Raw genomic sequence first — 24,317 nt, 5'->3', positions numbered from 1 at the left:
AATAATAGAAGCCAAATGACAAAATCAGACGTGGCCGACCAGATGAAGAACATAAACATGAACAATAAGCTCAGCGCCGAAAGAGGCAGATCAACAACATCTGCCTCTTTCAAGTGCCTTTATAACTATGACATTAGGTATTTCTATTTGATAAAACGCTTTTATTAACTGTATAACGAACAAAAACAAGATCAAATACCTACATTTCAAGAGCGTTATATGCCTAAATTAAGCCATTTACCCTATTTAAGCCGCCTTCTGGCTATTTTAAAATATAATATATGGAAATAAAGTATGGAAAAGTCTATCTTCATCAGCCCCTCCATACGACTTTTTGAGTATTAAGAGGTGATTCAGATGGGTTATGAAAGTATGCTAGCGGATATCAAAAGTTCGCTCAACGGAAAAATTTCCGACGTGGAAGACAAGATCGAAAAGCTGAAAAAAGCAAAAAAGGACATAGACACGCTGCAAGAAGAGGCAATCACTGAAATCAAAGAAATTGTAAAACCAGAATTGGGCAAGCATTGGACGGGAACAAAAGCCGATGATTTCGACAAGGGAAGAGAAGAGGCGAAATCGGAAGCATCTAAGATTGTGAATGATAAATATAACGAGTATATGGCTTCGATTCAAAGCAAAATATTCTGGCTTGAGACAGAGAAATTTGAGCTTAATTTGACAAAAAGTGCAGCGAATGCCGCAGGCGACCTTCTTGCTAAAGGAGAAGATTTCGTAGAAGAAGCAGGAAGACAAATTAGTAAACTAAAATGGTGGTGATCTTTTTTTATGTCAGAAATTAAGCTGAAGTACGACACAGTCATCAAAACATTAGATTCTGTCAAAGATGCGCTTGCTGACGTATCAATCAGCGCCGCAGGATCCAACGGAAAAAACAGCCTCGATTATACGAAAAAATACCATGAGCGTGAGGAGAACATCAAAACCATGCTCGGAGATTACAAAAAAGCGGTACAGAAAAATATCGAGGATACAAAGGATAACGTAGATTCACTCAAAGAGCAGGACGAGGCGATAGCGGTAAAATAGAACAGAAAGGGCTGTGCGATGAGTAAAGTATTTGAATCAAAATCTTTAATCGAAGAAGCGAAGAGCAGAAAAAAGCAATATGAGACGCTTGAGGAGCAGCTGAATACGCTGAAAAAAGCGTTTCAGGGAGTTGCAGATTTAGGCGATAATTTTAAAGGAAAAGGCGCGGACAATATTAAAGATTTCTTTCAGGGACAGGCGGAAATCGTCGAAAGCTGGCTGACGCTTGTCTCTGCTCAAATTGCATTTTTAAACGGCATTTCAGGCGATATTAAAGATCAAGAACTGAATGATTCATATGTGGAAACTTCATTTTTGGATCATGAGCTGCCCAATGGAGACCTGAAAGCCTCAGAGATAGTCTCCGCTCATAAAGAAGAAATCGATTCTATTTTGTCAGGCATCAGCGATATTATTGATCTCGACATGTACACGCTTGACGAGTATGCAGATAAGATGGGCGATGCCCAAAAAGTCAGACGTGACACGATCACAGCTGTCGATAAGCTTGATGAATCCCTGACCACTGAATATCAAAATTTAGAATCTCTGGACAACGCAGTGCTCACCAAATATTCCGTTCTCATGCAGGCCACCAGCAACGGGAAGAGCGCTTCTCCTATGTACTATGACAAAAAAGCCTTCCACAGCAATGAAGTCTACAAAAGCGTCATTGAAGTAGAAAATCAAGGAACAACCTATATCGATGCAAAAACCCAGCAAGCAGAAGCAAGACGGCTCCAGGAAAAAGCCGAGGAAGAAGCAAACAAACCGTGGTACGAAAAAACATGGGATGGAGTTTGCAACTTTACTGGAGAAGTCACTGGCTATTATGATTATAAAAGAGCAACTGAAGGCGTTGATCCGGTTACCGGAGAAAAACTCTCCACCGCAGAACGTGTGACAGCAGGAGCTATGGCCGCAGCCGGATTTATACCAGTCGTCGGCTGGGCAGGCCGCGCCTTCAAAGGCGGAAAAGCCATCTACAAAACCGGAAAAGCTGCTATCGCGGCTGAACACGCTTTAGATGCCTACAAAACAGGCAAATCCTTAGACATTCTCAAAATGACAGAAATGGGCGCATACGGCCTTGTTGCGTCAAACGGATTCTCAGAAGCCGTCACGGGACGGGATATGTTTGGAAACAAAGTGTCTGAAGAGAAGCGGAAAACGGGTGCGCTGGAAGCGGCATTGAGTTTGGTTGGTGCTGGTGCATTGGCGAAGTCGGTTGACAATACGCTATCGATGGGAAGAAATCTTGATAAGAGTTATTCTTTTTCTAAAATTAAGCAAAGTGGTCATATAAATAAAGAACAGATTGTTACTTCGACTGGCCATACATTTGACTTAAAGCCAGAGAAGAAACAATTATATACGAAGAAAGTAAATAATGATAAGTTACAATCAAGTAAAAAATCTGTCGATCCTGTCGAACAATCAGTAAGTTATTACAGAGTTCAAGGAGGAGGAGCGGGAAATAAAACAAGTCAGTATAGAATTAAAGTAAATAGTGATGGAAGCATTGCTATTCCTATTAAAAATGCTGATTTAAACATAAGTGCTTACAATTTAGAACACGCTAAATATTATCGAGATGTAGCAAGACCAGGCGGAGAAATTGTAGAATTTAAGGTACCTAAAGAGATTGATGATTTAATCAAGGAGACAGTAATTGATCAGTATGGATATACTAAAAACCCTCGTAACCAGGGGAGAACTGCTCCAAAGCTTGTTGATCCTACGACACCGGGAGTTAGTTATGAACTTCCGGCGGAACCATGGATAGAGTGGTTAGAGGAATATGGGCATTCAGCCAAAAAAATAGAATGAGAAAGTGGTGTTTTCGTTGTTATTAAAACCGGAGTATGCCCAAAATATAATAGTCGGGGTAAAGACTTCTTCTCAATTCTCATGGTATCTAACAGAAAGAGATGTTTGGATACTAGATATCATGAAATATAAAGAAGCCTATGAAAAAAACGGGTTTAGTTTTGATATGGACTTTGCTCTTTCTCTAAGAAATAACATTTCAGTTGTAAATGAAGATAATTATCGTCTTTATTTAAAAGAATATACTGACTATATTATCCCGTCTTCAGAATTAAAGAAGTTAGTTGAACATCAGGATTATGAAAGTACTATTCTAGAATTAAGGCCATCATTATATATAGACTTTAATCAAAAAATGCTTCTTTCGCTGTATCCTGAGTTATTACCTTTTGAAAATTATGTTCCTAATAATTGGACAGGGGTTCGGGAAGACTTTACTAGTTATATTCCTGAAGAGGATAGATACTGGATTTTTGATGAAGTAAATTATATAGACAAAGTTTTTAATGAGAAAGAAAGAGAGTAAAGGAGAAAATAAAATGTCAAAAGATGATAGCTTGGTAATAATAAATGAAAGTTTTAAAAAGGAGGGTAGTGAAGAAGATATAGAAGGATTAACAATAATGATTGATGGGGTTATAAAGCAGGTTTTTAATAAAATAAGAAATGAAAGAAATTATAACAGTAATAATGAAGTTATGAGAGATATTATATTTGAAGGAATTAATAGTATTGTTAAAAAATCTTAAGGCATTATTAAAAACAAATAAACGCTTCGAGTTGGTTTGATTTTCTACCTTGATTGGCACTGAAGCCTTTCAAGGTTTTTTTATTAGTTTGTTGTCCACTGTTTTATATAGCGTAAATAAGTATAGGCTTTGAACGCGTCACAGTCGGCACCATGGCAGCCGTGGGATTTATACCAGTCGTCGGCTGGGCAGGCCGCGCCTTCAAAGGCGGAAAAGCCATCTACAAAACCGGAAAAGCTGCTATCGCGGCTGAACACGCTTTAGACGCCTACAAAACAGGCAAATCCTTAGACATTCTCAAAATGACAGAAATGGGTGCATACGGCCTTGTTGCGTCAAACGGATTCTCAGAAGCCGTCACGGGACGGGATATGTTTGGAAACAAAGTGTCTGAGGAGAAGCGGAAGCAGGGGGCGCTGGAAGCTGTGCTGAGTTTGGTTGGAGCCGGTGCACTGGCGAAACATATTGATAAAGGCATCCCGCTTGCAACCCATTCAAAAGTCCAAAAAGCAAACAAAACACTAGAGAAAGTAAAACAATTCAAAGTCCCAACAAACGTCCGCGTGTACGCAGAACGCCCTGTAACTCCGGATGGCTTTACATTCGGAATCCCGACAGTACGTGTCGATGTGGAAAAGACGGCTGTTAAGGATCTTGGGATTGTGAAGATGGTTAGTGATGGCGGTCGTAAGGGAAGCTCTCATAGTCCTAACATTTCTAAAAATCACGATAAAGTAGCACACGATGGATATTATGGTCGTAAAGAATTTAGAACGATGCTTAATAATGCTTCGTTTACTCCGCATGGCCATAAACATGTTAAGGCTAAAACACCTGAAGAAGCAAAACGTTTTAGTATGACAGGTAAAAAAGCTGCTCAGTACTTACCAGATGTGAATAACAAAGCTTTAGAAAAAGAGGCACTTCTAAAAGGTCATATTATTGATAATGGAAATAACAACTATTATTTCATTTATGATGCAGGAAAAACAGTCGGTTATGATCTAGGTACACCAACAAGCTGGATTAGAGCGGAGTTTTCTGGTGGTGAATATCATGGTCATCCGATTGCTGGAAGTCGATTAGATAAGTATTTAAAACAACTTGGTATTGATAAGTAATAGGAGGCTTTTATGAGAAAGATAAAAAAAATGCCAGAAATAAGTTTACAACCCTTAAGGATTCCAAAAGGATGGACCATAAATCAAAACAGTTTTAGAGAAATTGATCCGAAAAACCTAGCACCAGACGATGAAAAATGGTTGTTTTTTTCACAAGATTTAATGCAATTAACATACTCTCGTAAAAATTACTTACTTGATTTAGGTTGGTATCCAGATGCGGATGCTAATGGATTTTATCAACTAGTTATGATGCAAAATGAGGATTGGGATCAACCCATATATGAATTTCAGACAAATAGCCATATTGAAATAGTTAAAAATATAGAATTTATATTAAACAAAGTTACGAATAATGAAATGTAGTTAAACATTTAATTAGAACTATTAATAAAGTTTGCAGAACCTGGAGTTGTAAGTTTTCAAAGTAAAAATGAATACAAAGAAAAACAGACACTAGTTAACAGGAGGTAGGATTGATTTTAGATGCATGTTAAACAAATACATTCTTTCAACCTAAACAGAGAAGAATTTGTAAAAACACAACAATCCCTTATCCATAAAATCAACCTATCCACCTCCATCAACCTAGACTCCATCAACACCTGCGCAGGCGTCGATCTCGCCTATTGGGAGCAGAACGGAGAACCATACGGAGTGTGCAGTATTATCGTGATTGACGCTGATACAAAAGAAGTCATTGAAAAAGTGCATAGTATGGGGAAAATCAGCGTACCGTATGTTTCCGGTTTTCTTGCGTTTCGTGAGCTGCCTTTGATCATCGAGGCGGCGAAAAAGCTGGAGACGGAGCCGGATGTCTTCTTGTTTGATGGCAACGGATATCTGCATTACAACCATATGGGCGTTGCCACCCATGCGGCTTTTTTTCTGGGTAAGCCGACGATTGGGATAGCGAAAACCTATCTCAAAATCAAAGGCTGCGATTTCGTGACGCCTGAAAATGAAGTAGGAGCATACACCGATATTATCATTGACGGTGAGGTATATGGACGGGCGCTGCGGACGCGGCGGGATGTTAAGCCTATTTTCTTGTCTTGCGGAAATAACATTGATTTAGACAGCAGCTATCAGATCACCATGAGCTTGATCAATCAAGAAAGCAGATTGCCAATCCCTGTCCGCCTGGCTGACCTTGAAACGCATGTTTTGCGAACGTTTTATCAGAAAAATCACATGTAACACTTGGGGCTCTAAGTCATCAAGTGTTTTTTTGTATGTGTGTGCTTTCCTGGTCTCAAAAACCTTGTCGTCCTTGTGGAGAGGTTTTATTTGAATGTTTTCCGTGTCAAATCGATAAAAGCCTTTAATGGCGCAGACATCCATTTGTCCTTATGCCATGCTAATTGAGTGAAAACGGGGCAATCACTCTGCCAATTGAGTTCTTTCATCCGGCCTGCTGCAATATCATCTTTTACTGTCATTTCAGGCAAGATTCCAATCCCAAGTCCGGCCATCACGCATTGTTTGATGGCTTCTATGCTGACGAATTCCAATTTGTTAGGATAGACACCGGAGTCATGCAAATTGTTCTCAAAGAGCGTGCGGTACGAGCAGCCGTCCTCTGTCAGCAGAAGAGTTTCGTTTTGAAGATCCTTCAATGTTACTGGTAAATCCGCAGGAAAAGGATGGTCATTAGCAGCCACCATTTTGATCTCATCCTGAATCAAAGATTCAACGTGCAGTGCGTCTTCCATCCGGTTTACATCCAAGATGAAGGTGATATCAAGCTGGCCCTGTAAGAGCTGTTCTTTCGCTTGTTCATTGGAGATATATGGTTTGAATATGAGCTTTACTTGGGGAAAAGCCTGTTTAAATTCTTTTATGATAGGGGGCAGGCGGTATGTGCACTGGCTTTCTGTCGCCCCGATTTTTAAGGTTCCGGTTGTTTCTCTTACTTGATTTGCGGCCATTTTCGCTTCTTCTGTTAACGCAATGATCTTCTGTGCATAAGATTTGAACGTTTTTCCTGCTTCTGTCAAGATAAGCCGCTTGCCGAGCCGTTCAAATAAAGGCGTCCCAATTTCTTCTTCAAGTGATTTGATCTGAGAGGTAACGCTTGATTGTGCATAATTAAGCATTTTGGCGGTTAGGGTGAAGTTTACATGTTCTGCCGCCGTAATAAAGGTGATCAGCTGCTTCAATTCCACTTGTTCTCTTCCTTTCTAAATCGGTTTTAGCGATTGGATTAATCGAAATAATCATCTGTCTTGATTGATGAATCCATTATAAGATGAAGAAAATCATTCGTAAACAAAGGAGCAGATGCATCATGAAAATTGCGGTTATTAACGGCGGAACTCGGTCTGGCGGAAATACGGATGTTCTTGCGGAGAAGGCTGTTCAAGGATTCGATGCGGAGCACATTTATTTGCAGAAATATCGAATTCAGCCAATTGAAGATCTGCGTCACGCCCAAGGCGGCTTTCGTCCTGTTCAAGATGACTACGATTCTATCATTGAACGGATATTGCAGTGCCATATTCTTGTATTCGCCACCCCAATTTATTGGTTTGGCATGTCAGGGACATTAAAGCTGTTTATTGATCGCTGGTCACAGACGTTGAGAGATCCGAGATTTCCTGATTTTAAACAGCAAATGTCAGTGAAACAGGCATATGTAATAGCAGTGGGCGGAGACAATCCAAAAATAAAAGGGCTGCCGCTGATTCAGCAATTCGAACATATTTTTCATTTTATGGGAATGTCCTTTAAAGGCTATGTGCTGGGAGAAGGCAATCGTCCAGGCGATATTCTTCGTGATCATCAGGCGCTGTCCGCTGCGGGCCGCTTACTGAAAAGAAGCGATGCGATATGAAGTTTTTGCTGTCGGTCATTGCTGGCTTGCTGATTCTTGCACTCTATTTATTTTGGAAGGTCCAGCCTCCTGTTTGGATACAAGTTGAAACCAATTCGTCCGAGTTGAAGCAATCTGTGAGAATGGCAGGAACCACGCTGCAAGTCAAGCACATCATCAAGAGTGACGCAGGAGAAGAAACAGCTGTCATATCAAACGGCATTTCTGGGCCAAAATAAAAAAGCACCTGTCCAGGTGCTTTTTTCTATAAATGAGGGATCACAAGGCCCCCATATAAAAACGCCGCGATAATCAAAAATGCCGGATGCATTTTGAATTTTGTCATGGCAAGGAGCGAAATTCCCGCAATCACGATCGATTGGATCCAGCCGATCGCTTTGATGCCATCTGCGCCGATTTGCCAGGTAAGAATGAGCATCATGACCGCGATGACAGGCTGGACGGACAGCGTCATGCCTTTGATGACAGGTGATTGGCGGAAGCGCTGGATGATGCGCAGCAGGACGATCAATGCGAGCGCCGACGGTACGACGGTTGCGATCAGGGCAATTAGGAAGCCGGGCCACCCGCCTGCGCTGTAGCCGACATACGCAGCGATTTTCGTGGCGATCGGGCCCGGCAAAGCGTTCGCAAGTGCGAGCATATTTGAGAATTGATCGTTTGAGAGCCAGCTGTATCTGTTTACAACTTCTTCAAACATTAGCGGGATAGACGCAGGTCCGCCGCCATATCCCAGTAGGTTTGCGATAAAAAACGCCATAAATAAATAGATCGATATCATGAGGCTGACATTCCTTTATCTTTTGAATGTTTATTTGTGATTTTGTCTTTCAGTTTAAAATGAAACGCCCCGTACGCTAAGAAAATGATAATGACCAGGCCGGGATTAATCTGTAAAGTTTGCAGGCCGATAAAAGCGATGATAAAAAACAGGATGCCGGTAACCCAGCCGAAACCTTTAAGCGCTTTTTGGCCAAACTCGTACGCCATGATTCCGAGCATTACCGCAATTACCGGCGTGACGGCACCGATCATACCTGCAACAATTGCTGAATGGCTTAACACATTTACAGCCGCAAACAAGCCCACCATCGCAAGACATGTAGGCAGAATGTGGGCGAGGGTCGCCACAACTGCACCTAATGTGCCTTTTAGCTTAAAGCCCAGATAAGCAGCCATTTTGGTGGCAATCGGTCCGGGAAGCGCATTAGCGATTGCTAATATTTCTCCGAATTCATCATCGTCAATCCATTTATATTTATTGACCGCTTCATGGCGGATCAGCGGAATCACGGAAGGTCCGCCGCCGAACCCTAATATGCCGGTGCGAACCATTGCGGCCGTCATATCCCGATAAGGATGGTTTTTCATTCGTTTCTCTCCTTTACAGCTTCATTCCCATACGGCTTTTGTATCGTTTGATCAGCATCTGGCAATCAACACTGACGACGCCTCGCAATGGATACAGCCGTTTTGTTAAGAATTCTTCCATTTCTTGATCGTTGGCAAAGATCCCATGCATATGCAGCTTGCTCGGGCCTGTCATGTGATAAAGGCTGGTGACCGCAGGCTCTTCCTCAAGCTTAAGAGCGACCTCTTCTAAAAATTGCGGTTCTACCTCGACATTGAAAAACACGGAAACATGAATGCCGATTTTAGCGGGATTGATGACAGCGGTGAATTTTTCAATAACACCGGCTTCAATTAATTGGTTGATACGGGCCTGGACGGCGACCCGTGACAAATCGACTCTTTTGCCAAGATCCGTATAAGAAATTCTGCCTTCTTCATGCAAAATCGTGAGAATTTGTTTATCAGTCTCATCAAGTACAAGGTTGGGGATTTGATATTCATGACTCAATTGCTCCACCTGCTTTCGTAGCCTTTTAGCAATCATTTTATCATAAAAGTTACGTATCGAAATAATAATTTTTTATTTGTTTTCGAAATGAATGCAAAAATATCTTGTTATTTGCGAAAAGTAGAAAGTTCGTCAGTTTTTCTGCCGGATCAGTAGATGTGAAAAATCAGGCTCCCTATACTGAAGAAAATTTCTTAAAAAAGGGGACTTGTGATGAACAAATCTGTCATCGGTACAAAGCAAATGATCGTCAGTCCGCATTACCTCGCTTCTCAAGCCGGAAACCGCATACTGGATAAGGGAGGCAACGCGTTTGACGCCGCTGTTGCGGTGAGTGCTTGTCTTGCGGTTGTGTACCCGCATATGACCGGACTTGGCGGGGATTCCTTTTGGCTGACCTTTCACCAGGAAACAAAGGCAGTAAAAGTCTACAATGGCAGCGGCAGTTCAGGAAAAAACGTAACGAGAGATGTATATAAGGGAAAAAGCGCGATTCCGCTGCGGGGAATTGACAGTGCCATTACCGTGCCGGGAATGGTTGATAGCTGGGATGCGGTCCTGAAGGAGTACGGGCGTCTGTCTCTTGCAGATGTATTGGAGCCCGCACGCGATTATGCCCAAAATGGGTTTCCTGTATCAGCTGATCAGTGTCGTCACACAGAAAAGAATATTGAATTGCTGGCTTCCACGCCTTACACGGCTGACATCTTCACAAGAAGGGGCAAAGCACCTGTCCCGGGAGAGCGGTTTGTGCAAAAAGAGCTTGCAGACAGTCTGAACTTGATTGCTGAAAAAGGAAGAAGCGCATTTTATGAAGGAGATCTCGCTCAGCGGATTGTCTCACATTTACAGAATAACGGCAGTTACATGACAATCGATGATTTTAAAGCGCATCGGGGTGAGTGGGCAGTGCCTGTATCAAGTGATTATCGAGGGTACAGTGTGTATCAGGCGCCGCCAAATTCTCAGGGATTTACCGGTTTATTAACACTGAACATTTTGGAAAACTATGATTTCACCCAAATCGAACACGGTTCATTTGAGTATTATCACGTGCTTGTGGAGGCATTGAAAAAGAGTTTTCTAGATCGGGATGCCGTCCTGACTGATCCGGCGTTTGCAGACATTCCGCTTGAAAGGCTTTTGGACAAACGTTATGCAAAACAATTGGCAGAAGAAATCGGCTATCTCGCAATACCGGCAGAAAGCAGGCCGGTGGGAAGTGATACGGCATATGCGGCCGTAATCGATGCGGATGGCAACGCAGTGTCATTCATTCAAAGCCTGTACTTTGAATTTGGCTCGGCAGTCACTGCCGGTGATACAGGCATATTACTGCAAAACCGCGGATCGTTTTTCTCACTGGATGAAAATCATGTCAACACGCTTGAACCGAGAAAGCGCACCTTCCATACGTTGATGCCGGCTATGGTCTGTAAAGGCGGAAAGCCAAAAATTCTGTACGGCACACAAGGCGGCGAAGGCCAGCCGCAGACTCAGACGGCCATCATTACCCGAATGCTGGACTACGGAATGCATCCACAGCAGGCAATCAGCGAACCGCGCTGGGTATGGGGCAGAACGTGGGGAGAGGAATACGAAGGTCTCAGAGTCGAGGGCAGATTCACAGACAAAACAATCCAAAAACTGAAAGACAGCGGGCATCTCGTGGAGGTTGTCGGTGACTATGATCCGCTGATGGGACAAGCGGCTGCAATCAAAGTTGATGAAGAAGGCTTTCTCCAAGGCGGAGCCGATCCTCGGGGAGACGGAGCGGCTGTGGGGATTTAAATAACTATAGGGTACAAATATAAATCAAAAGCATAAACATAAGGGAGACCTCTACAATGTGGTACATAAACTGTTTATCTTCAGGTCTATAATGCCACTCCATAAAAATTCGTATTGAGTCAATCACAATAAAAAATAAAAGAAGCAAATATTCAACTGGAAAAAAGGAGAGTGAAAACACAAACAAAATAAGTAAAGTGATTTCGATCCATTTGTGTGTATTGCTGACATGCTTATATCGCCAGCCGGATTTATCAATACCGTATTTTTTCTTTATAAAAAATTGAGAGGCGAGACTGATGGTAATAGCGATCAGCATTAAAATCCAAAAGTTTGTCATTCCAATTCCTCCTAATCTACCTATATACGAAGAAAAAGGAAAAACGTTTCATAAAAGAACACCCCGAGCTTACTCTGGGTGTTCTTTTTTTGATATTTTTTCAGTTATTTACAGGCGATATTTTGTAATCATAAGGTCTTTTTGACTAGTTTCTTCTATTTAAATAGTCCTTCTCTTCAGCTGGGACGAATCAGTGTGAATTCTTCCCCCAGCTTGGCATAGTGATTTCCCGCCAATCGTGAGGCAGGCTTTAATTCATCCGTTAAAATATATCCCTTTTCTGCATCATACACCTTTTCATCTAGGTGGAAGCAGACAACTCTTCCGATGAGCAGATCTGCTGTAGTGATGCCTTGATCATTGTCAAAGGTAATATGCCGCTCTAATTTGCACTCAAAGCGAACGCGGGCTTCCTTAATGCCGGGAACTGAAACAGCTTTGCTTTCAACAGGATGAAGCGAGGTGCGTGTAAGCTCGCTTTCATCCGGCCTTAAGCTTGCAGCTGTTTCATTGATATCTTCAATGATGGCTTCATCACTGACATGAACGACAAATTCTCCGTTCTCCACTGCGTTTCGCGCTGTATCTTTTTGGCGTCCTTCCGTCCTGTTAACAGAAATACTGAGAAGCGGAGGATCTGAGCTGACGACGTTATAAAAACTGAAAGGCGCGGCATTGACCGCTCCTCCTGAAGAAAGTGTTGTCACAAATGCAATGGGGCGGGGAATAACGGTACCTGACAATAGCTTGTATGTGTCTTTGGCACTAAGCTGATCAGCTTGAAATATGTACATAGCAACAACCGCCTTTATCGTTAGGATACCTTGATTATAACGAAATGGTTTAAAGGAAACCAAATGATGCGGGTTGCATATGTTATGTCATGACATATATCTAATACAGGGCAAATAAAAAAATAGGCTTCCGTACCTCCGCCGGCAGCCTATTGAAACAATGAAAACTTAGATTATTTGTATTTCTTTTTGACTACCCAGCAATTGCCGTCTTTCCAGTATTCTTTTTTGCTGTCATAATCATCGTGTCTTTTGTAGTCGTCGCAGTGGTGGTACGGTTTTTTGTAGTATTTCTTATGGGAACGATAAGATTTTTTGTGTGTGCGGCATGACTTTTTATAGCTGCGAGATTTTTTCTTGTGAGAACAGTATGACTTTTTGTAGCTGCGAGATTTTTTGTAAGAACGGCAAGATTTTTTATAGCTGCGAGATTTTTTGTAAGAACGGTAAGATTTTTTATAGCTGCGAGATTTTTTGTGAGAACGGTACGATTTTTTGTGGCTGCGAGATTTCTTGTGAGAGCAGTATGATTTTTTGTGGCTGCGAGATTTTTTGTGAGAACAGAATGATTTTTTGTGACTGCGAGATTTTTTGTGAGAGCAGTATGATTTTTTATGGCTGCGAGATTTTTTGTGAGTGCGGTGCGACTTTTTATGACTGCGTTTTTTTCCATGAGGCTCTTGGTATAAATAATCCTTTAAACCTTCTTTTTTTGCGGATTTCACCGCTTCTTCGATGTCAGAATGGGAATAGTGGCCCAATTTGAAATCCTCCTTTTAAAAATATGTTAAGGATGAAGATCCTTACTACCCTCATAGTACGCGCGGTTTTAAAAAGTGTATAAGTGTTCCGCTGAGATCTTATAAAAATAAAAGCCTAAAATTTGTAAGGAGGATTATGGATGAAGAATCAATCCAATTTACCGCTTTATCAGCTGTTTGTTCATCCAAAAGACTTGCGTGAATTAAAAAAGGATATATGGGACGATGATCCGGTGCCAGCTGTGATGAAGGTAAATCAAAAAAGGCTGGATATTGATATCGCTTATCGGGGATCACATATCAGAGACTTCAAAAAGAAGTCATACCATATTTCCTTTTATCAGCCGAAAACATTCCGCGGCGCGCGAGAGATTCACTTAAATGCGGAGTATAAAGACCCTTCCTTGATGAGAAACAAATTGTCTCTGGATTTTTTCTCGGAGCTAGGGACACTGTCTCCAAAGGCAGAGTTTGTGTTTGTAAAGATGAATGGGAAGAATGAAGGGGTTTATCTTGAACTTGAATCCGTAGATGAATATTATTTGGCGAAAAGGAAGCTGGCTGATGGCGCGATTTTTTATGCGGTGGATGATGATGCCAACTTTTCTCTGATGAGCGATTTAGAAAGGGAAACGAAAACATCGCTGGAGCTTGGATATGAAAAGAAAACAGGGACTGAGGAGGATGATTTTTATTTACAGGATATGATTTTTAAAATTAATACGGTCCCTAAAGCTCAGTTTAAGTCAGAAGTGACAAAACACGTGGATGTCGATAAGTATTTGCGCTGGCTTGCTGGTATTGTATTCACCTCGAACTATGACGGGTTTGTCCACAACTACGCATTATACAGAAGCGGGGAAACCGGATTATTTGAGGTGATTCCTTGGGATTATGATGCGACTTGGGGCAGGGATATCCATGGAGAGCGGATGGCTGCCGATTATGTAAGAATTCAAGGATTTAATACACTAACCGCCCGGATATTGGATGAATCCGAGTTTCGCAAGTCCTACAAGCGCCTGTTAGAAAAAACGCTCCAATCTCTTTTTACAATAGAATATATGGAACCGAAAATCATGGCGATGTATGAACGGATTAGGCCGTTTGTCCTCATGGACCCGTATAAAAAGAATGATATTGAGCGTTTTGACCGTGAGCCGGATGTGATCTGCGAGTATATTAAAAACCGTTCACAATACCTCAAAGATCATTTAAGTATTTTATGAATGCGTGAAAATGGGTATTCGCGGAAAAAGCGACAATTAGGCTATTGAATTAGTTCAACAAATAAATGTGACACGTATATATGCAGTATGTTTATCATCTATGTATAAGTGACTAGGAGGAATTTGAATGAGCAAGAGGAGAATGAAATATCATTCAAATAATGAAATATCGTATTATAACTTTTTGCACTCAATGAAAGATAAAATTGTTACTGTATATCGTGGAGGTCCGGAATCTAAAAAAGGAAAATTAACAGCTGTAAAATCAGATTATATAGCTTTACAAGCTGAAAAAAAAATAATTTATTATCAGTTGGAGCATGTGAAAAGTATTACTGAGGATACCAATAATAGCACCACGACAATTGAGACTGAGGAAATGCTCGATGCTGATGATTTTCATAGCTTAATCGGACATTTAATAAACCAATCAGTTCAATTTAACCAAGGGGGTCCGGAATCTAAAAAAGGAAGATTGGTCTGGCTGGGAGATGATTACGCTGCGTTAAACACAAATGAGGATGGGGTAGTGTATTTTAATATCCATCACATCAAAAGTATAAGTAAACACGAGCCTGATTTGAAAATAGAAGAGCAGACGCCAGTTGGAGTTTTGGAAGCTGATGATTTAAGCGAGGTTTTTAAGAGTCTGACTCATAAATGGGTTTCAATTAATCGTGGAGGTCCGGAAGCCATTGAGGGTATCCTTGTAGATAATGCCGACGGCCATTATACTATAGTGAAAAATCAAGAGGTGCTTCGCATCTATCCTTTTCACATAAAAAGCATCAGCTTAGGACCAAAAGGGTCGTACAAAAAAGAGGATCAAAAAAATGAACAAAGCCAGGAAGACAATAATGATAAGGACAGCAATTCGTTCATTTCTTCAAAATCATATAGCTCATCAAAATCATCTAAACGATCACTAAAATCTTCAGATGATCAATCATCCAAATCTGGTCGTTCGTCACGTTCAAAAAGTTCTTCAAAATCATCTAAACGATCACTAAAATCTTCGGATTATCAATCATCCAAATCTGGCCGTTCGTCACGTTCAAAAAGTTCTTCAAAATCATCTAAACGATCACTAAAATCTTCGGATTATCAATCATCCAAATCTGGCCGTTCGTCACGTTCAAAAAGTTCTTCAAAATCATCTAAACGATCATTAAAATCTTCAGATTATCAATCATCAAAATCATCTAAACGATCACCAAGATCATCAGATTATCAATCATCAAGATCACCAGGTTATTCAAGTTCCTTCAAAAGTTCAGAAAAACAAAAGGATGATTATAGCTATGAAACGATTGTCAGAACGATAGACTATCACTGGAAACGTAAATTTTAATAGATAATGGAGGAGCATCAGATTAAGTGATGCCCTTTTTCAGTTAAAGGAGGAGAATCGTGAAAGGTTTGAATCAATTCCTTAACACAGATGTTGAGGTTGTCATTTCAGGAGATACAAGGTTTGTCGGCACCCTCATAGATATCGGACAGGATATTTTTGTTATTTTTGATGGCTGCAATTATCTTTATATTCCCTTGTTGCATCTTCATCAAATGAACAAGGCGAAAATAATGACCAGTACTGAGAAGCCATTTTTGATCAATCCGGAAGATCCAATGATAGAGGCAGAAACTCAAGCTTTTTCATATAGAAATACATTAAACAAGGTCAAAGGCCAGTTTATTGAAGTTTATGTAACTGGGGGTCGATCGATCCATGGGTATGTTACAAATGTTTTAAACGATTATATTGTATTTTTCTCACCCGTATTTAAAATACTTTTTATATCTATGCATCATTTAAAATGGTTTACCCCTTATTCAACTGAACAAACACCGTATACTCTTGACAACTCACAATTGCCGGTCGTGCCTTCCAAAGTTCCTCTTGTGCGTAATTTTGAGGAGCAGATCAAAAAAAATATTGGTGAATTGGTCATATTTGATATGGGAGAGGTGCCAGAAAAAGTTGGTCTATTAAAGGATGTCTCTAATAATATAATTGAGCTTATTAACGCAAGTGGAGAGCCAGTCATTTGGAAGTTAAATCATCTAAAGACAATGCATCTTCCCTAGTGTATACAAAACTGCCCTCTTGAAAAGCAGAAGGCAGTTTTTCGTTTCATACTGTGCTAAAGAAATAACCAACTGATCCAAAAATATAAACATGTTAACGTAAAAAGAACAGTCAGCGGAATGATGATAATGGTCGTTTTTATATATTCGCCCCATGAAATACTTTCATCATGCTGTTTTAATATATGCATCCAAATAAGCGTTGCTAAGGTTCCCATAGGTAATAATAATGAACCGATATCACTGCCGATAATATTTGCCAAGTAGATGATTTTTGTTGTTGAAGGATTCAGGGTCATTTCAGTTAAGGTAAAAGTACTGATCATTAACGCTGGATGGTTGTTAAAGAGATTAGAAAAAACTGAAGTAGAGATACCTGATGCGAAAGTTGCATGGGCGAGGCTTCCAGAAACCACAGGTTCAAAATAATTCACAAGTAACTCTGTGAATCCAATATTATGCAGACCATAAATTAAGACATACATAGTAAAAGCGAATATAAAAATGTGCCAAGGCGATTTATATAACAAGTCTCTTGGGGAGGTTTTGAAATAAATCCATCTCCAGCTCAACAGGATAAAAGATCCGATGACAGCGACTAGAGGAACAGAAATACCGGTATATGATGCTGCAAATAGACTCATTCTGACGAGAAAAACAAATGCAAGCACAAACAACATGATTTTTGTTTGATTTCGTTCTGGTAAAGGAGCTGATGGCGAATGAAGAGGATGGTACCTTCTATGCCGCAGAGACTGAAAATGGCCCGGTATATCTGGCAGGTTCTTGGGAAGACGTTTATAAAAGAACATAAACAGTAGACAAGTCATAAAAATGAGTCCCATCATACTAGGGACAAACATCATGGCGGTGTGAAGATATAGATCCATTCCAATGATTTTGAGAGAAATTAAATTAACAATATTACTTACGCCAATCGGTGCGCTAGAGGCTGTGGCTATTAAAACACCGCTTAATAAATATGGGGCTTTTTGATGTTTTTTTAAACCTAAATATTTTAGTACAAGCAAAAGGATTGGAGTTGTGATCAAAATGCTCCCATCATTATTAAGGAAAATGGTCATGAGAAAGCAGAGCAAATTGGTTAGCCAAAAAAGCTTGATGCCTGAACCCTTGGATTGTTGGAGCAGTTTTGCAGCCACCCAATAAAAGAAACCAAAGCTTTCTAGTGCAATGGCCATAATCATAGTGGCAAGGATTGTAACCGATGCACCCGTGACTTTTGTTCCGATTTCCCCTAAGTCTGCCAATGACACACTTCCGCACAATAAAACCATTAAAGCGCCAAATGTGGCGGGGATAGCTTCATTTAGTCCTTTTGGTCTCCAGAAAATAAAAATCATTGTTACGAAAAAAGCGAGCAATGTGAATATGCCGGTGAACTCAATAATTTACTTCACCTCTCTATCTTTCATTTTTAAAATCAAACTAATGTCCTGCGCTTACTGATGTCCTTGCCAACTATTTGTACTGTATGTATACGTATACTGATATAAAGTTGTACTAAGCGATTATATTAAATTAATAAAAATTCCATAAGAATCCCAAAAGAAAAAAGAGATTGCAAGTATTGTTCATGTACCTGCATCACTCTCTTTAGTTCTTGTCTGCTGACAATTTGAAATATGAATAAAATGCTTTATAAGCGGATTATGATTGTCTTTGCGGTAAGCGATAACCCATTCTGCATTAAGCTGTATTTGGTCCATTTTTCGATAAGTAACATCCAAATTAAATAATTTTTTGGCCGAGGAAGGAACAAATGTCATACCAATTCCGGCACTGACTAAACCAATCACCATTTGATATTCTGTGGCTTCCTGGACAATGTTGGGTCTGAAGCCCGCTTGTTCACAGAACTGAATAAAATCCATGTATAGAGTAGGCCATGCTTCTTTAGCAACAGTAATAATTGGTTCATCTCTTAAATCCTCAATCGTAATTGATTCCTTAGAAGTCAATGGGTGTTGCTTAGGCAAAGCTAAAACACAAGGGCTGCTTTGGGCGGTTTCGATATGTAAAGCTGTATGCTGTAAGGGAGGATGAAGTATACCAATATCAATGTTGCCCTTTAGTAGCTCCTCCTGCTGCCTAGACGAGGATATTTCACGCAGTTCTATTTTCACAGATGGGAATTTTTTACGATATTCCCGGACAATCGGCGGCAGAAATTCATATGTAGCTGATCCGACAAAACCGATTACGAGAAGGCCTTGCTCGCCGCGGGCCGTCCGCTGTGCCAGTTCAATTCCTTGTCCGATTTGCATCAATGCCATGCGGCAATGATTTAAAAAGATTTCTCCTGCTGCGGTAAGCTCGACAAATCGTTTTGTCCTTTTCAGAAGCGTAACTCCGACTTCTTCCTCCAGCTGTTTGATCTGCTGGCTGAGAGGAGGCTGCGTCATGTTCAGCCGCCGGGCAGCCTTTCCGAAATGAAGCTCTTCGGCTACTGCGATAAAGTATTGAAGATGGCGAAGCTCCATTCAATATGCATTCCTTTCCATAGGTTAATAATTCGTATTACATATTAATCATAAGGCGAATCGATATTGGAGGTCAATTTCCAAAGAGTGTATAGTGAAACTTATCACAAGATATTTAAAATTTTACGTTTAAAATGCATAATAAGGAGTGAGGGTGTTGACAAAAGCAACAAAAGAACAAAAATCCCTTGTGAAAAACAGAGGGGCGGAGCTTGTTGTTGATTGCTTAGTGGAGCAAGGTGTCACACATGTATTTGGCATTCCAGGTGCAAAAATTGATGCGGTATTTGACGCTTTACAAGATAAAGGACCTGAAATTATCGTTGCCCGGCACGAACAAAACGCAGCATTCATGGCCCAAGCAGTCGGCCGTTTAACTGGAAAACCGGGAGTCGTGTTAGTCACATCAGGACCGGGTGCCTCTAACTTGGCAACAGGCCTGCTGACAGCGAACACTGAAGGAGACCCTGTCGTTGCGCTTGCTGGAAACGTGATCCGTGCAGATCGTTTAAAACGGACACATCAATCTTTGGATAATGCGGCGCTATTCCAGCCGATTACAAAATACAGTGTAGAAGTTCAAGATGTAAAAAATATACCGGAAGCTGTTACAAATGCATTTAGGATAGCGTCAGCAGGGCAGGCTGGGGCCGCTTTTGTGAGCTTTCCGCAAGATGTTGTGAATGAAGTCACAAATACGAAAAACGTGCGTGCTGTTGCAGCGCCAAAACTCGGTCCTGCAGCAGATGATGCAATCAGTGCGGCCATAGCAAAAATCCAAACAGCAAAACTTCCTGTCGTTTTGGTCGGCATGAAAGGCGGAAGACCGGAAGCAATTAAAGCGGTTCGCAAGCTTTTGAAAAAGGTTCAGCTTCCATTTGTTGAAACATATCAAGCTGCCGGTACCCTTTCTAGAGATTTAGAGGATCAATATTTTGGCCGTATCGGTTTGTTCCGCAACCAGCCTGGCGATTTACTGCTAGAGCAGGCAGATGTTGTTCTGACGATCGGCTATGACCCGATTGAATATGATCCGAAATTCTGGAATATCAATGGAGACCGGACAATTATCCATTTAGACGAGATTATCGCTGACATTGATCATGCTTACCAGCCTGATCTTGAATTGATCGGTGACATTCCGTCCACGATCAATCATATCGAACACGATGCTGTGAAAGTGGAATTTGCAGAGCGTGAGCAGAAAATCCTTTCTGATTTAAAACAATATATGCATGAAGGTGAGCAGGTGCCTGCAGATTGGAAATCAGACAGAGCGCACCCTCTTGAAATCGTTAAAGAGTTGCGTAATGCAGTCGATGATCATGTTACAGTAACTTGCGATATCGGTTCGCACGCCATTTGGATGTCACGTTATTTCCGCAGCTACGAGCCGTTAACATTAATGATCAGTAACGGTATGCAAACACTCGGCGTTGCGCTTCCTTGGGCAATCGGCGCTTCATTGGTGAAACCGGGAGAAAAAGTGGTTTCTGTCTCTGGTGACGGCGGTTTCTTATTCTCAGCAATGGAATTAGAGACAGCGGTTCGACTAAAAGCACCAATTGTACACATTGTATGGAACGACAGCACATATGACATGGTTGCATTCCAGCAATTGAAAAAATATAACCGTACATCTGCGGTCGATTTCGGAAATATCGATATCGTGAAATATGCGGAAAGCTTCGGAGCAACTGGCTTGCGCGTAGAATCACCAGACCAGCTGGCAGATGTTCTGCGTCAAGGCATGAACGCTGAAGGTCCTGTCATCATCGATGTCCCGGTTGACTACAGTGATAACATTAATTTAGCAAGTGACAAGCTTCCGAAAGAATTCGGGGAACTCATGAAAACGAAAGCTCTCTAGCACTCTGCGCATCACGACACTGTTTTATGAACAGCACTAAATAAAAGGAGTGAAGGGAAATATGAAACGAGAAAGCAACATTCAAGTGCTCAGCCGCGGTCAAAAAGATCAGCCTGTGAGCCAGATTTATCAAGTATCAACAATGACTTCTCTATTAGACGGAGTATATGACGGAGATTTTGAACTGTCAGAGATTCCGAAATATGGAGACTTCGGTATCGGAACCTTTAACAAGCTTGACGGAGAGCTGATTGGGTTTGACGGCGAATTTTACCGTCTCCGTTCAGACGGAACTGCGACACCGGTCCAAAACGGGGATCGTTCTCCGTTCTGTTCATTTACGTTCTTTACACCGGACATGACGCACAAAATTGATGCGAAAATGACACGCGAAGACTTTGAAAAAGAGATCAACAGCATGCTGCCAAGCAGAAACTTATTTTATGCAATTCGTATTGACGGATTGTTTAAAAAGGTGCAGACAAGAACGGTAGAACTTCAAGAAAAACCTTACGTGCCAATGGTTGAAGCGGTCAAAACACAGCCGATTTTCAACTTTGACAACGTGAGAGGAACGATCGTAGGTTTCTTGACACCAGCTTACGCAAACGGAATCGCCGTTTCTGGCTATCACCTGCACTTCATTGACGAAGGACGCAATTCAGGCGGACACGTTTTTGACTATGTGCTTGAGGATTGCACGGTTACGATTTCTCAAAAAATGAACATGAATCTCAGACTTCCGAACACAGCGGATTTCTTTAATGCGAATCTGGATAACCCTGATTTTGCGAGAGATATCGAAACAACTGAGGGAAGCCCTGAATAAAAGAAAAAAAGAAAGCCCCTTTTAGCAGGGCTTTCTTTTTATTTGGCTCTTTTCCTGATTTTAGATAAAATAACATCAAAACAGTAAAGGTGTGGTCTGATGAAAATATTGGTTTTGGCAGTGCATCCTCATATGGAGACCTCAGTTGTTAATAAGGCGTGGGCTGAGGAATTGAGTAAACATGACAATATCACAGTACGGGATCTTTATAAGGAATACCCGGATGAAGCGATAGATGTTGCGAAGGAACAGCAGCTGTGCGAGGAATACGATCGGATTGTCTTTCAATTCCCGCTATATTGGTACAGCTCTCCGCCGCTCTTGAAAAAATGGCAGGATCTTGTGCTGACTTACGGCTGGGCTTTTGGTTCAGAAGGAAATGCCTTGCATGGCAAGGAGCTGATGCTGGCTGTATCAACAGGGAGCGAAGCGGAAAAATATCAAGCGGGCGGAGCAAATCATTACTCGATCAGTGAGCTATTGAAACCATTTCAGGCCACGAGTAATCTGATCGGCATGAAGTATCTGCCTCCATATGTGTTCTATGGCGTGAATTATGCAGCTGCAGAGGATATTTCTCACAGTGCAAAACGGTTAGCCGAATACATCCAGCAGCCTTTTGTTTAAAATACAGCCCTGTCCAACATACGGCAGGGCTGTATTTGTTTAAAAATCCGGCAGTTCAGACAGGTTATTTTCCTTGATGCCGTCCGGTTCACTTCGCAAAATGTCACGCCCGTATTTATGGAAGACATCAACATGAGCGAGTTTTCCTGATTTTGCTTCTGACAGCGCAGTAGGGTAGTCGAGCTCTCTTCCTGTATTGGTTTTCACTGCGATAATATTGTCTTCCTCATTTCTTCTAACCGCAATAATTTCTTCTTTTCCAGATGGAACATTTTCTTGATCGACAGTTGTTTGCCGGGCTTTATACGATTCATATGCTGCTTCAAATTGATCCATATTTACACCTCCGCTTTTTAGCGTGAACAAAAATGTCGATGATCATGTAAGGTTTCGACACAGCATACGACAATATTTCCTGAGAAATATCTTGGGAATGTGACAAATCAATTCATAATAAAAGGGATTCCGCATAAATGCGGAATCCCTCTCAGTTATTTTGTCATGTGTAAATCCTTTGTTTTCATATAACCTGTCGCACCGCCGTAATCAACGAATACCCAATCAAAATCAAAACCGCCTTTATTCGTTTTACTCCAGCCTAAAAAAGAAACGCTTGTGTCTGCTGGAAGAGTCTTAATGCGCTTTCCATCAGCGGAAGTATATACTTTTGTTTTTGTTTTGGTTTTTACCGTTGTCGCTGCTTTTACAATGTAATGAGTGGAGACAAATCCTATTTTTCCGTTTTTATACTGAACCTTTGCCCAGTCAGCATTTGAGAAGGAAATCAGCTTTAAGCTATCTCCTAGGTGCAGCGTATCGGCTTTTTGGCTTGATGCGGAAGGCTTCGTTCTGACATTTAGAGCCTCTGCTGATACCAAATAAGAATCAATCGGATAACTGTATAAATCATCAATGCTTACCGTTGTTTCTGGCTGTTGGGCATGGATCGTTCCAGCGCCGCCAGCAGCCGCCGCAGTCATTCCAGCCGCAAGTGCTAATGTTGAAAATAGTTTTGTTGGTTTGTTCATGCCGTTCCTCTCCTCACGTAAGAGAAATAATTCGTTCTATATCTCTATTCACGTTATCGCAGGTTCCTAAACATCAGACAATTATTTTTGTGTTTCTAGTTTGAGAGGCGCGGATATTGTTTTTTGCACTTTTTTTCCGTGCAAAATATCATCTGCTGCTTCTGTAGCCAATTTACCGATTAATTCAGGCTGCTGAGCGACGGTGGCTGACAGCTTTCCGTCTTTAATGGAAGCGAGCGCATCTTTATTGCCGTCAAAACCGATCACCAATATGTCTTTCCCCGAGCTGTTAATTGCCTCGAGAGCACCGAGCGCCATTTCATCGTTGTGAGCAAAAACAGCTTGGATATCAGGATGTCCCTGCAGCAGGTTTTCCATGACAGTCAGGCCTTTCGTGCGGTCAAAGTCAGCTGATTGTTTTGTGACAACATGGAGCTTTTGGTCTGCGATGTTATGGAATCCTGAGCCGCGTTCCCGTGTGGCAGATGCGCCGGGGACGCCTTCAAGCTCTGCCACCTTTGCTCCTTTTCCAAGTTTGTCGGCAATAAACGCCGCGGCCATTTCACCGCCTTTTACATTATCGGAAGCAACGAGGGTTTCAACTTTTCCTTGTTCGGCAGATCGATCGATTGTTACGACGGGCACACCGACTGCGTTTGCAGATTCTACTGCCGTTGAGATCGCCGAAGAATCAGTCGGGTTGATTAATAATGCATCAACACCTTGCTGAATTAAATCTTCCACGTCACTCGTCTGTTTCGATGAATCATTTTGTGCATCAACAATGATTACTTTCATTCCCCGTTTTTTAGCTTCTTTTTCGATACCCTTTTTTAATGAGACAAAAAAAGGATTATTAAGCGTTGAGACGGACAAGCCAATGGTGAATTCCTTTTTGTTCCCCGAGTTTGACGGCTTTGCCCATTGGGGAGGCTCAAGCGAACAGGCAGTTAACAAAAATAATGATAACGTTAAAATGACGGATACAGCCTTTTTCATGTGAAAACCC

General features: G+C 41.3%; 28 protein-coding genes and 2 pseudogenes. 18 read left to right on the top strand and 12 right to left on the bottom strand.

Annotated features, from left to right (window positions below):
* Positions 1 to 15: 15 nt before the first annotated feature.
* The 9 genes and pseudogenes from bslm_RS21460 to bslm_RS17760 form a co-directional block, all read left to right on the top strand.
* A pseudogene (locus bslm_RS21460) lies at positions 16 to 138 on the top strand (hypothetical protein); the annotation flags it as partial.
* A 219-nt stretch (positions 139 to 357) separates the two neighbouring features.
* Positions 358 to 780 carry a YwqH-like family protein gene (locus tag bslm_RS17795; protein WP_010332155.1) on the top strand — a complete coding sequence of 141 codons (423 nt, stop codon included), beginning with the start codon at positions 358 to 360 and terminating at the stop codon, positions 778 to 780.
* Between the two features lie 9 nt (positions 781 to 789).
* A complete protein-coding gene (locus bslm_RS17790) occupies positions 790 to 1,050 on the top strand; it encodes a YwqI/YxiC family protein (protein ID WP_046381379.1) in 261 nt (86 codons plus the stop codon).
* An 18-nt stretch (positions 1,051 to 1,068) separates the two neighbouring features.
* The gene (locus bslm_RS21810; RefSeq protein WP_046381378.1) at positions 1,069 to 2,880 is read left to right on the top strand and encodes a ribonuclease YeeF family protein; all 1,812 of its coding nucleotides are present in this window, start codon (positions 1,069 to 1,071) and stop codon (positions 2,878 to 2,880) included.
* Positions 2,881 to 2,887: 7 nt separating this feature from the next.
* Positions 2,888 to 3,406, top strand: a complete 519-nt coding sequence (locus tag bslm_RS17780; protein WP_041334792.1) for a hypothetical protein — start codon at positions 2,888 to 2,890, stop codon at positions 3,404 to 3,406.
* 13 nt (positions 3,407 to 3,419) lie between these two features.
* Positions 3,420 to 3,629, top strand: coding sequence for a hypothetical protein (locus tag bslm_RS17775; protein ID WP_021480772.1), 210 nt, complete (start codon positions 3,420 to 3,422; stop codon positions 3,627 to 3,629).
* 131 nt (positions 3,630 to 3,760) lie between these two features.
* Positions 3,761 to 4,750: pseudogene (locus bslm_RS17770) on the top strand (T7SS effector LXG polymorphic toxin); the annotation flags it as partial.
* A 12-nt stretch (positions 4,751 to 4,762) separates the two neighbouring features.
* On the top strand, positions 4,763 to 5,116 hold the full coding sequence (locus tag bslm_RS17765; protein ID WP_014481129.1) for a hypothetical protein: 354 nt from the start codon (positions 4,763 to 4,765) through the stop codon (positions 5,114 to 5,116).
* A gap of 120 nt (positions 5,117 to 5,236) precedes the next feature.
* Positions 5,237 to 5,950, top strand: coding sequence for an endonuclease V (locus bslm_RS17760; RefSeq protein WP_046381377.1), 714 nt, complete (start codon positions 5,237 to 5,239; stop codon positions 5,948 to 5,950).
* A gap of 86 nt (positions 5,951 to 6,036) precedes the next feature.
* Here bslm_RS17760 and bslm_RS17755 read toward each other — a convergent pair whose 3' ends face one another.
* A complete protein-coding gene (locus bslm_RS17755; protein ID WP_014481127.1) occupies positions 6,037 to 6,918 on the bottom strand; it encodes a LysR family transcriptional regulator in 882 nt (293 codons plus the stop codon).
* 122 nt (positions 6,919 to 7,040) lie between these two features.
* Between bslm_RS17755 and bslm_RS17750 the strand changes: the two genes are divergently transcribed.
* Both bslm_RS17750 and bslm_RS17745 read left to right on the top strand, forming a co-directional pair.
* Positions 7,041 to 7,586, top strand: a complete 546-nt coding sequence (locus bslm_RS17750) for a flavodoxin family protein (RefSeq protein WP_032722656.1) — start codon at positions 7,041 to 7,043, stop codon at positions 7,584 to 7,586.
* The gene (locus bslm_RS17745; protein ID WP_032722655.1) at positions 7,583 to 7,804 is read left to right on the top strand and encodes a hypothetical protein; all 222 of its coding nucleotides are present in this window, start codon (positions 7,583 to 7,585) and stop codon (positions 7,802 to 7,804) included. The genes bslm_RS17750 and bslm_RS17745 overlap by 4 nt, the downstream gene beginning before the upstream one ends.
* 26 nt (positions 7,805 to 7,830) lie before the next feature.
* On the opposite strand, the gene chrA is transcribed toward bslm_RS17745, so the two are convergent.
* Genes chrA through chrS form a run of 3 tightly spaced genes read right to left on the bottom strand, consistent with a single transcriptional unit; the run spans position 7,831 to position 9,447 of the window.
* Positions 7,831 to 8,367, bottom strand: a complete 537-nt coding sequence (gene chrA / locus bslm_RS17740; protein ID WP_014665634.1) for a chromate resistance efflux protein ChrA — start codon at positions 8,365 to 8,367, stop codon at positions 7,831 to 7,833.
* Positions 8,364 to 8,957 carry a chromate efflux transporter subunit ChrB gene (gene chrB, locus bslm_RS17735; protein WP_015251064.1) on the bottom strand — a complete coding sequence of 198 codons (594 nt, stop codon included), beginning with the start codon at positions 8,955 to 8,957 and terminating at the stop codon, positions 8,364 to 8,366. Before chrB ends, chrA begins: the two co-directional genes overlap by 4 nt.
* Positions 8,958 to 8,970: 13 nt before the next feature.
* Entirely contained in the window at positions 8,971 to 9,447 is a 477-nt protein-coding gene (chrS, locus tag bslm_RS17730; protein WP_014478181.1) for a chromate efflux transcriptional regulator ChrS, read from the bottom strand.
* Positions 9,448 to 9,660: 213 nt separating this feature from the next.
* Here chrS and ggt point away from each other — a divergent pair, with 213 nt between their 5' ends.
* A complete protein-coding gene (gene ggt, locus bslm_RS17725) occupies positions 9,661 to 11,238 on the top strand; it encodes a gamma-glutamyltransferase (protein ID WP_046381376.1) in 1,578 nt (525 codons plus the stop codon).
* A gap of 4 nt (positions 11,239 to 11,242) precedes the next feature.
* Here the strand turns inward: ggt and bslm_RS17720 are convergent, their stop codons facing one another.
* The 3 genes from bslm_RS17720 to cotG all read right to left on the bottom strand — a co-directional run bounded on the left by bslm_RS17720 (position 11,243) and on the right by cotG (position 13,133).
* A complete protein-coding gene (locus bslm_RS17720; protein ID WP_021480762.1) occupies positions 11,243 to 11,578 on the bottom strand; it encodes a DUF4181 domain-containing protein in 336 nt (111 codons plus the stop codon).
* Positions 11,579 to 11,754: 176 nt separating this feature from the next.
* Positions 11,755 to 12,372: a flavin reductase family protein gene (locus bslm_RS17715; protein WP_003227852.1), complete on the bottom strand. Its 618-nt coding sequence runs from the start codon at positions 12,370 to 12,372 to the stop codon at positions 11,755 to 11,757.
* 173 nt (positions 12,373 to 12,545) lie between these two features.
* Positions 12,546 to 13,133, bottom strand: a complete 588-nt coding sequence (cotG, locus tag bslm_RS17710) for a CotG/ExsB N-terminal domain-containing protein (protein ID WP_072692783.1) — start codon at positions 13,131 to 13,133, stop codon at positions 12,546 to 12,548.
* Positions 13,134 to 13,273: 140 nt separating this feature from the next.
* On the opposite strand from cotG, the gene cotH reads away from it, so the two are divergent.
* From cotH to bslm_RS17695, 3 genes are all read left to right on the top strand, one after another.
* Positions 13,274 to 14,362, top strand: a complete 1,089-nt coding sequence (gene cotH / locus bslm_RS17705; RefSeq protein WP_015251067.1) for a spore coat protein CotH — start codon at positions 13,274 to 13,276, stop codon at positions 14,360 to 14,362.
* 127 nt (positions 14,363 to 14,489) lie between these two features.
* Entirely contained in the window at positions 14,490 to 15,713 is a 1,224-nt protein-coding gene (locus tag bslm_RS17700; RefSeq protein WP_046381375.1) for a hypothetical protein, read from the top strand.
* Between the two features lie 59 nt (positions 15,714 to 15,772).
* Complete coding sequence (locus bslm_RS17695) at positions 15,773 to 16,450, top strand: DUF2642 domain-containing protein (protein ID WP_003227857.1); 678 nt, start codon at positions 15,773 to 15,775, stop codon at positions 16,448 to 16,450.
* Between the two features lie 56 nt (positions 16,451 to 16,506).
* Here bslm_RS17695 and bslm_RS17690 read toward each other — a convergent pair whose 3' ends face one another.
* Both bslm_RS17690 and alsR read right to left on the bottom strand, forming a co-directional pair.
* Positions 16,507 to 17,835 (bottom strand): arsenic transporter, encoded by a 1,329-nt coding sequence (locus bslm_RS17690; RefSeq protein ID WP_029318749.1) that lies wholly within the window; start codon positions 17,833 to 17,835, stop codon positions 16,507 to 16,509.
* 210 nt (positions 17,836 to 18,045) lie between these two features.
* Entirely contained in the window at positions 18,046 to 18,954 is a 909-nt protein-coding gene (gene alsR / locus bslm_RS17685) for an acetoin biosynthesis transcriptional regulator AlsR (RefSeq protein WP_003227859.1), read from the bottom strand.
* A gap of 157 nt (positions 18,955 to 19,111) precedes the next feature.
* Here alsR and alsS point away from each other — a divergent pair, with 157 nt between their 5' ends.
* The 3 genes from alsS (at position 19,112) to bslm_RS17670 (ending at position 22,280) form a co-directional block, all read left to right on the top strand.
* The gene (alsS, locus tag bslm_RS17680; RefSeq protein ID WP_003244057.1) at positions 19,112 to 20,824 is read left to right on the top strand and encodes an acetolactate synthase AlsS; all 1,713 of its coding nucleotides are present in this window, start codon (positions 19,112 to 19,114) and stop codon (positions 20,822 to 20,824) included.
* Positions 20,825 to 20,885: 61 nt separating this feature from the next.
* Positions 20,886 to 21,653, top strand: coding sequence for an acetolactate decarboxylase (budA, locus tag bslm_RS17675; protein ID WP_046381374.1), 768 nt, complete (start codon positions 20,886 to 20,888; stop codon positions 21,651 to 21,653).
* A gap of 99 nt (positions 21,654 to 21,752) precedes the next feature.
* Entirely contained in the window at positions 21,753 to 22,280 is a 528-nt protein-coding gene (locus tag bslm_RS17670; RefSeq protein WP_003242788.1) for an NAD(P)H-dependent oxidoreductase, read from the top strand.
* Positions 22,281 to 22,319: 39 nt separating this feature from the next.
* On the opposite strand, the gene bslm_RS17665 is transcribed toward bslm_RS17670, so the two are convergent.
* From bslm_RS17665 to rbsB, 3 genes are all read right to left on the bottom strand, one after another.
* Positions 22,320 to 22,616: a DUF3892 domain-containing protein gene (locus bslm_RS17665; RefSeq protein WP_003227867.1), complete on the bottom strand. Its 297-nt coding sequence runs from the start codon at positions 22,614 to 22,616 to the stop codon at positions 22,320 to 22,322.
* Positions 22,617 to 22,771: 155 nt separating this feature from the next.
* Positions 22,772 to 23,308 (bottom strand): SH3 domain-containing protein, encoded by a 537-nt coding sequence (locus tag bslm_RS17660; RefSeq protein WP_046381373.1) that lies wholly within the window; start codon positions 23,306 to 23,308, stop codon positions 22,772 to 22,774.
* Positions 23,309 to 23,389: 81 nt separating this feature from the next.
* Entirely contained in the window at positions 23,390 to 24,307 is a 918-nt protein-coding gene (gene rbsB, locus bslm_RS17655; protein WP_015714825.1) for a ribose ABC transporter substrate-binding protein RbsB, read from the bottom strand.
* Positions 24,308 to 24,317 lie beyond the last annotated feature (10 nt).

The sequence above is a fragment of the Bacillus sp. LM 4-2 genome (genome assembly GCF_000978495.1).
Classification (GTDB): Bacteria; Bacillota; Bacilli; order Bacillales; family Bacillaceae; genus Bacillus; species Bacillus subtilis.
The sequence above is the reverse complement of the archived record's forward strand: the minus strand, read 5'-3'. Positions and strand labels throughout refer to the sequence as shown.

What these genes read in the sequence shown, in the direction of transcription:
- bslm_RS17795 (WP_010332155.1), top strand. Translation starts at nt 358, where the DNA reads ATGGGTTATGAAAGTATGCTAGCGGATATCAAAAGTTCGCTCAACGGA.
- bslm_RS17790 (WP_046381379.1), top strand. Translation starts at nt 790, where the DNA reads ATGTCAGAAATTAAGCTGAAGTACGACACAGTCATCAAAACATTAGAT.
- bslm_RS21810 (WP_046381378.1), top strand. Translation starts at nt 1,069, where the DNA reads ATGAGTAAAGTATTTGAATCAAAATCTTTAATCGAAGAAGCGAAGAGC.
- bslm_RS17775 (WP_021480772.1), top strand. Translation starts at nt 3,420, where the DNA reads ATGTCAAAAGATGATAGCTTGGTAATAATAAATGAAAGTTTTAAAAAG.
- bslm_RS17765 (WP_014481129.1), top strand. Translation starts at nt 4,763, where the DNA reads ATGAGAAAGATAAAAAAAATGCCAGAAATAAGTTTACAACCCTTAAGG.
- bslm_RS17760 (WP_046381377.1), top strand. Translation starts at nt 5,237, where the DNA reads ATGCATGTTAAACAAATACATTCTTTCAACCTAAACAGAGAAGAATTT.
- bslm_RS17750 (WP_032722656.1), top strand. Translation starts at nt 7,041, where the DNA reads ATGAAAATTGCGGTTATTAACGGCGGAACTCGGTCTGGCGGAAATACG.
- bslm_RS17745 (WP_032722655.1), top strand. Translation starts at nt 7,583, where the DNA reads ATGAAGTTTTTGCTGTCGGTCATTGCTGGCTTGCTGATTCTTGCACTC.
- chrA (WP_014665634.1), bottom strand. Translation starts at nt 8,367, where the DNA reads ATGATATCGATCTATTTATTTATGGCGTTTTTTATCGCAAACCTACTG.
- chrB (WP_015251064.1), bottom strand. Translation starts at nt 8,957, where the DNA reads ATGAAAAACCATCCTTATCGGGATATGACGGCCGCAATGGTTCGCACC.
- ggt (WP_046381376.1), top strand. Translation starts at nt 9,661, where the DNA reads ATGAACAAATCTGTCATCGGTACAAAGCAAATGATCGTCAGTCCGCAT.
- bslm_RS17720 (WP_021480762.1), bottom strand. Translation starts at nt 11,578, where the DNA reads ATGACAAACTTTTGGATTTTAATGCTGATCGCTATTACCATCAGTCTC.
- bslm_RS17715 (WP_003227852.1), bottom strand. Translation starts at nt 12,372, where the DNA reads ATGTACATATTTCAAGCTGATCAGCTTAGTGCCAAAGACACATACAAG.
- cotH (WP_015251067.1), top strand. Translation starts at nt 13,274, where the DNA reads ATGAAGAATCAATCCAATTTACCGCTTTATCAGCTGTTTGTTCATCCA.
- bslm_RS17700 (WP_046381375.1), top strand. Translation starts at nt 14,490, where the DNA reads ATGAGCAAGAGGAGAATGAAATATCATTCAAATAATGAAATATCGTAT.
- alsR (WP_003227859.1), bottom strand. Translation starts at nt 18,954, where the DNA reads ATGGAGCTTCGCCATCTTCAATACTTTATCGCAGTAGCCGAAGAGCTT.
- budA (WP_046381374.1), top strand. Translation starts at nt 20,886, where the DNA reads ATGAAACGAGAAAGCAACATTCAAGTGCTCAGCCGCGGTCAAAAAGAT.
- bslm_RS17670 (WP_003242788.1), top strand. Translation starts at nt 21,753, where the DNA reads ATGAAAATATTGGTTTTGGCAGTGCATCCTCATATGGAGACCTCAGTT.
- bslm_RS17665 (WP_003227867.1), bottom strand. Translation starts at nt 22,616, where the DNA reads ATGGATCAATTTGAAGCAGCATATGAATCGTATAAAGCCCGGCAAACA.
- bslm_RS17660 (WP_046381373.1), bottom strand. Translation starts at nt 23,308, where the DNA reads ATGAACAAACCAACAAAACTATTTTCAACATTAGCACTTGCGGCTGGA.
- rbsB (WP_015714825.1), bottom strand. Translation starts at nt 24,307, where the DNA reads ATGAAAAAGGCTGTATCCGTCATTTTAACGTTATCATTATTTTTGTTA.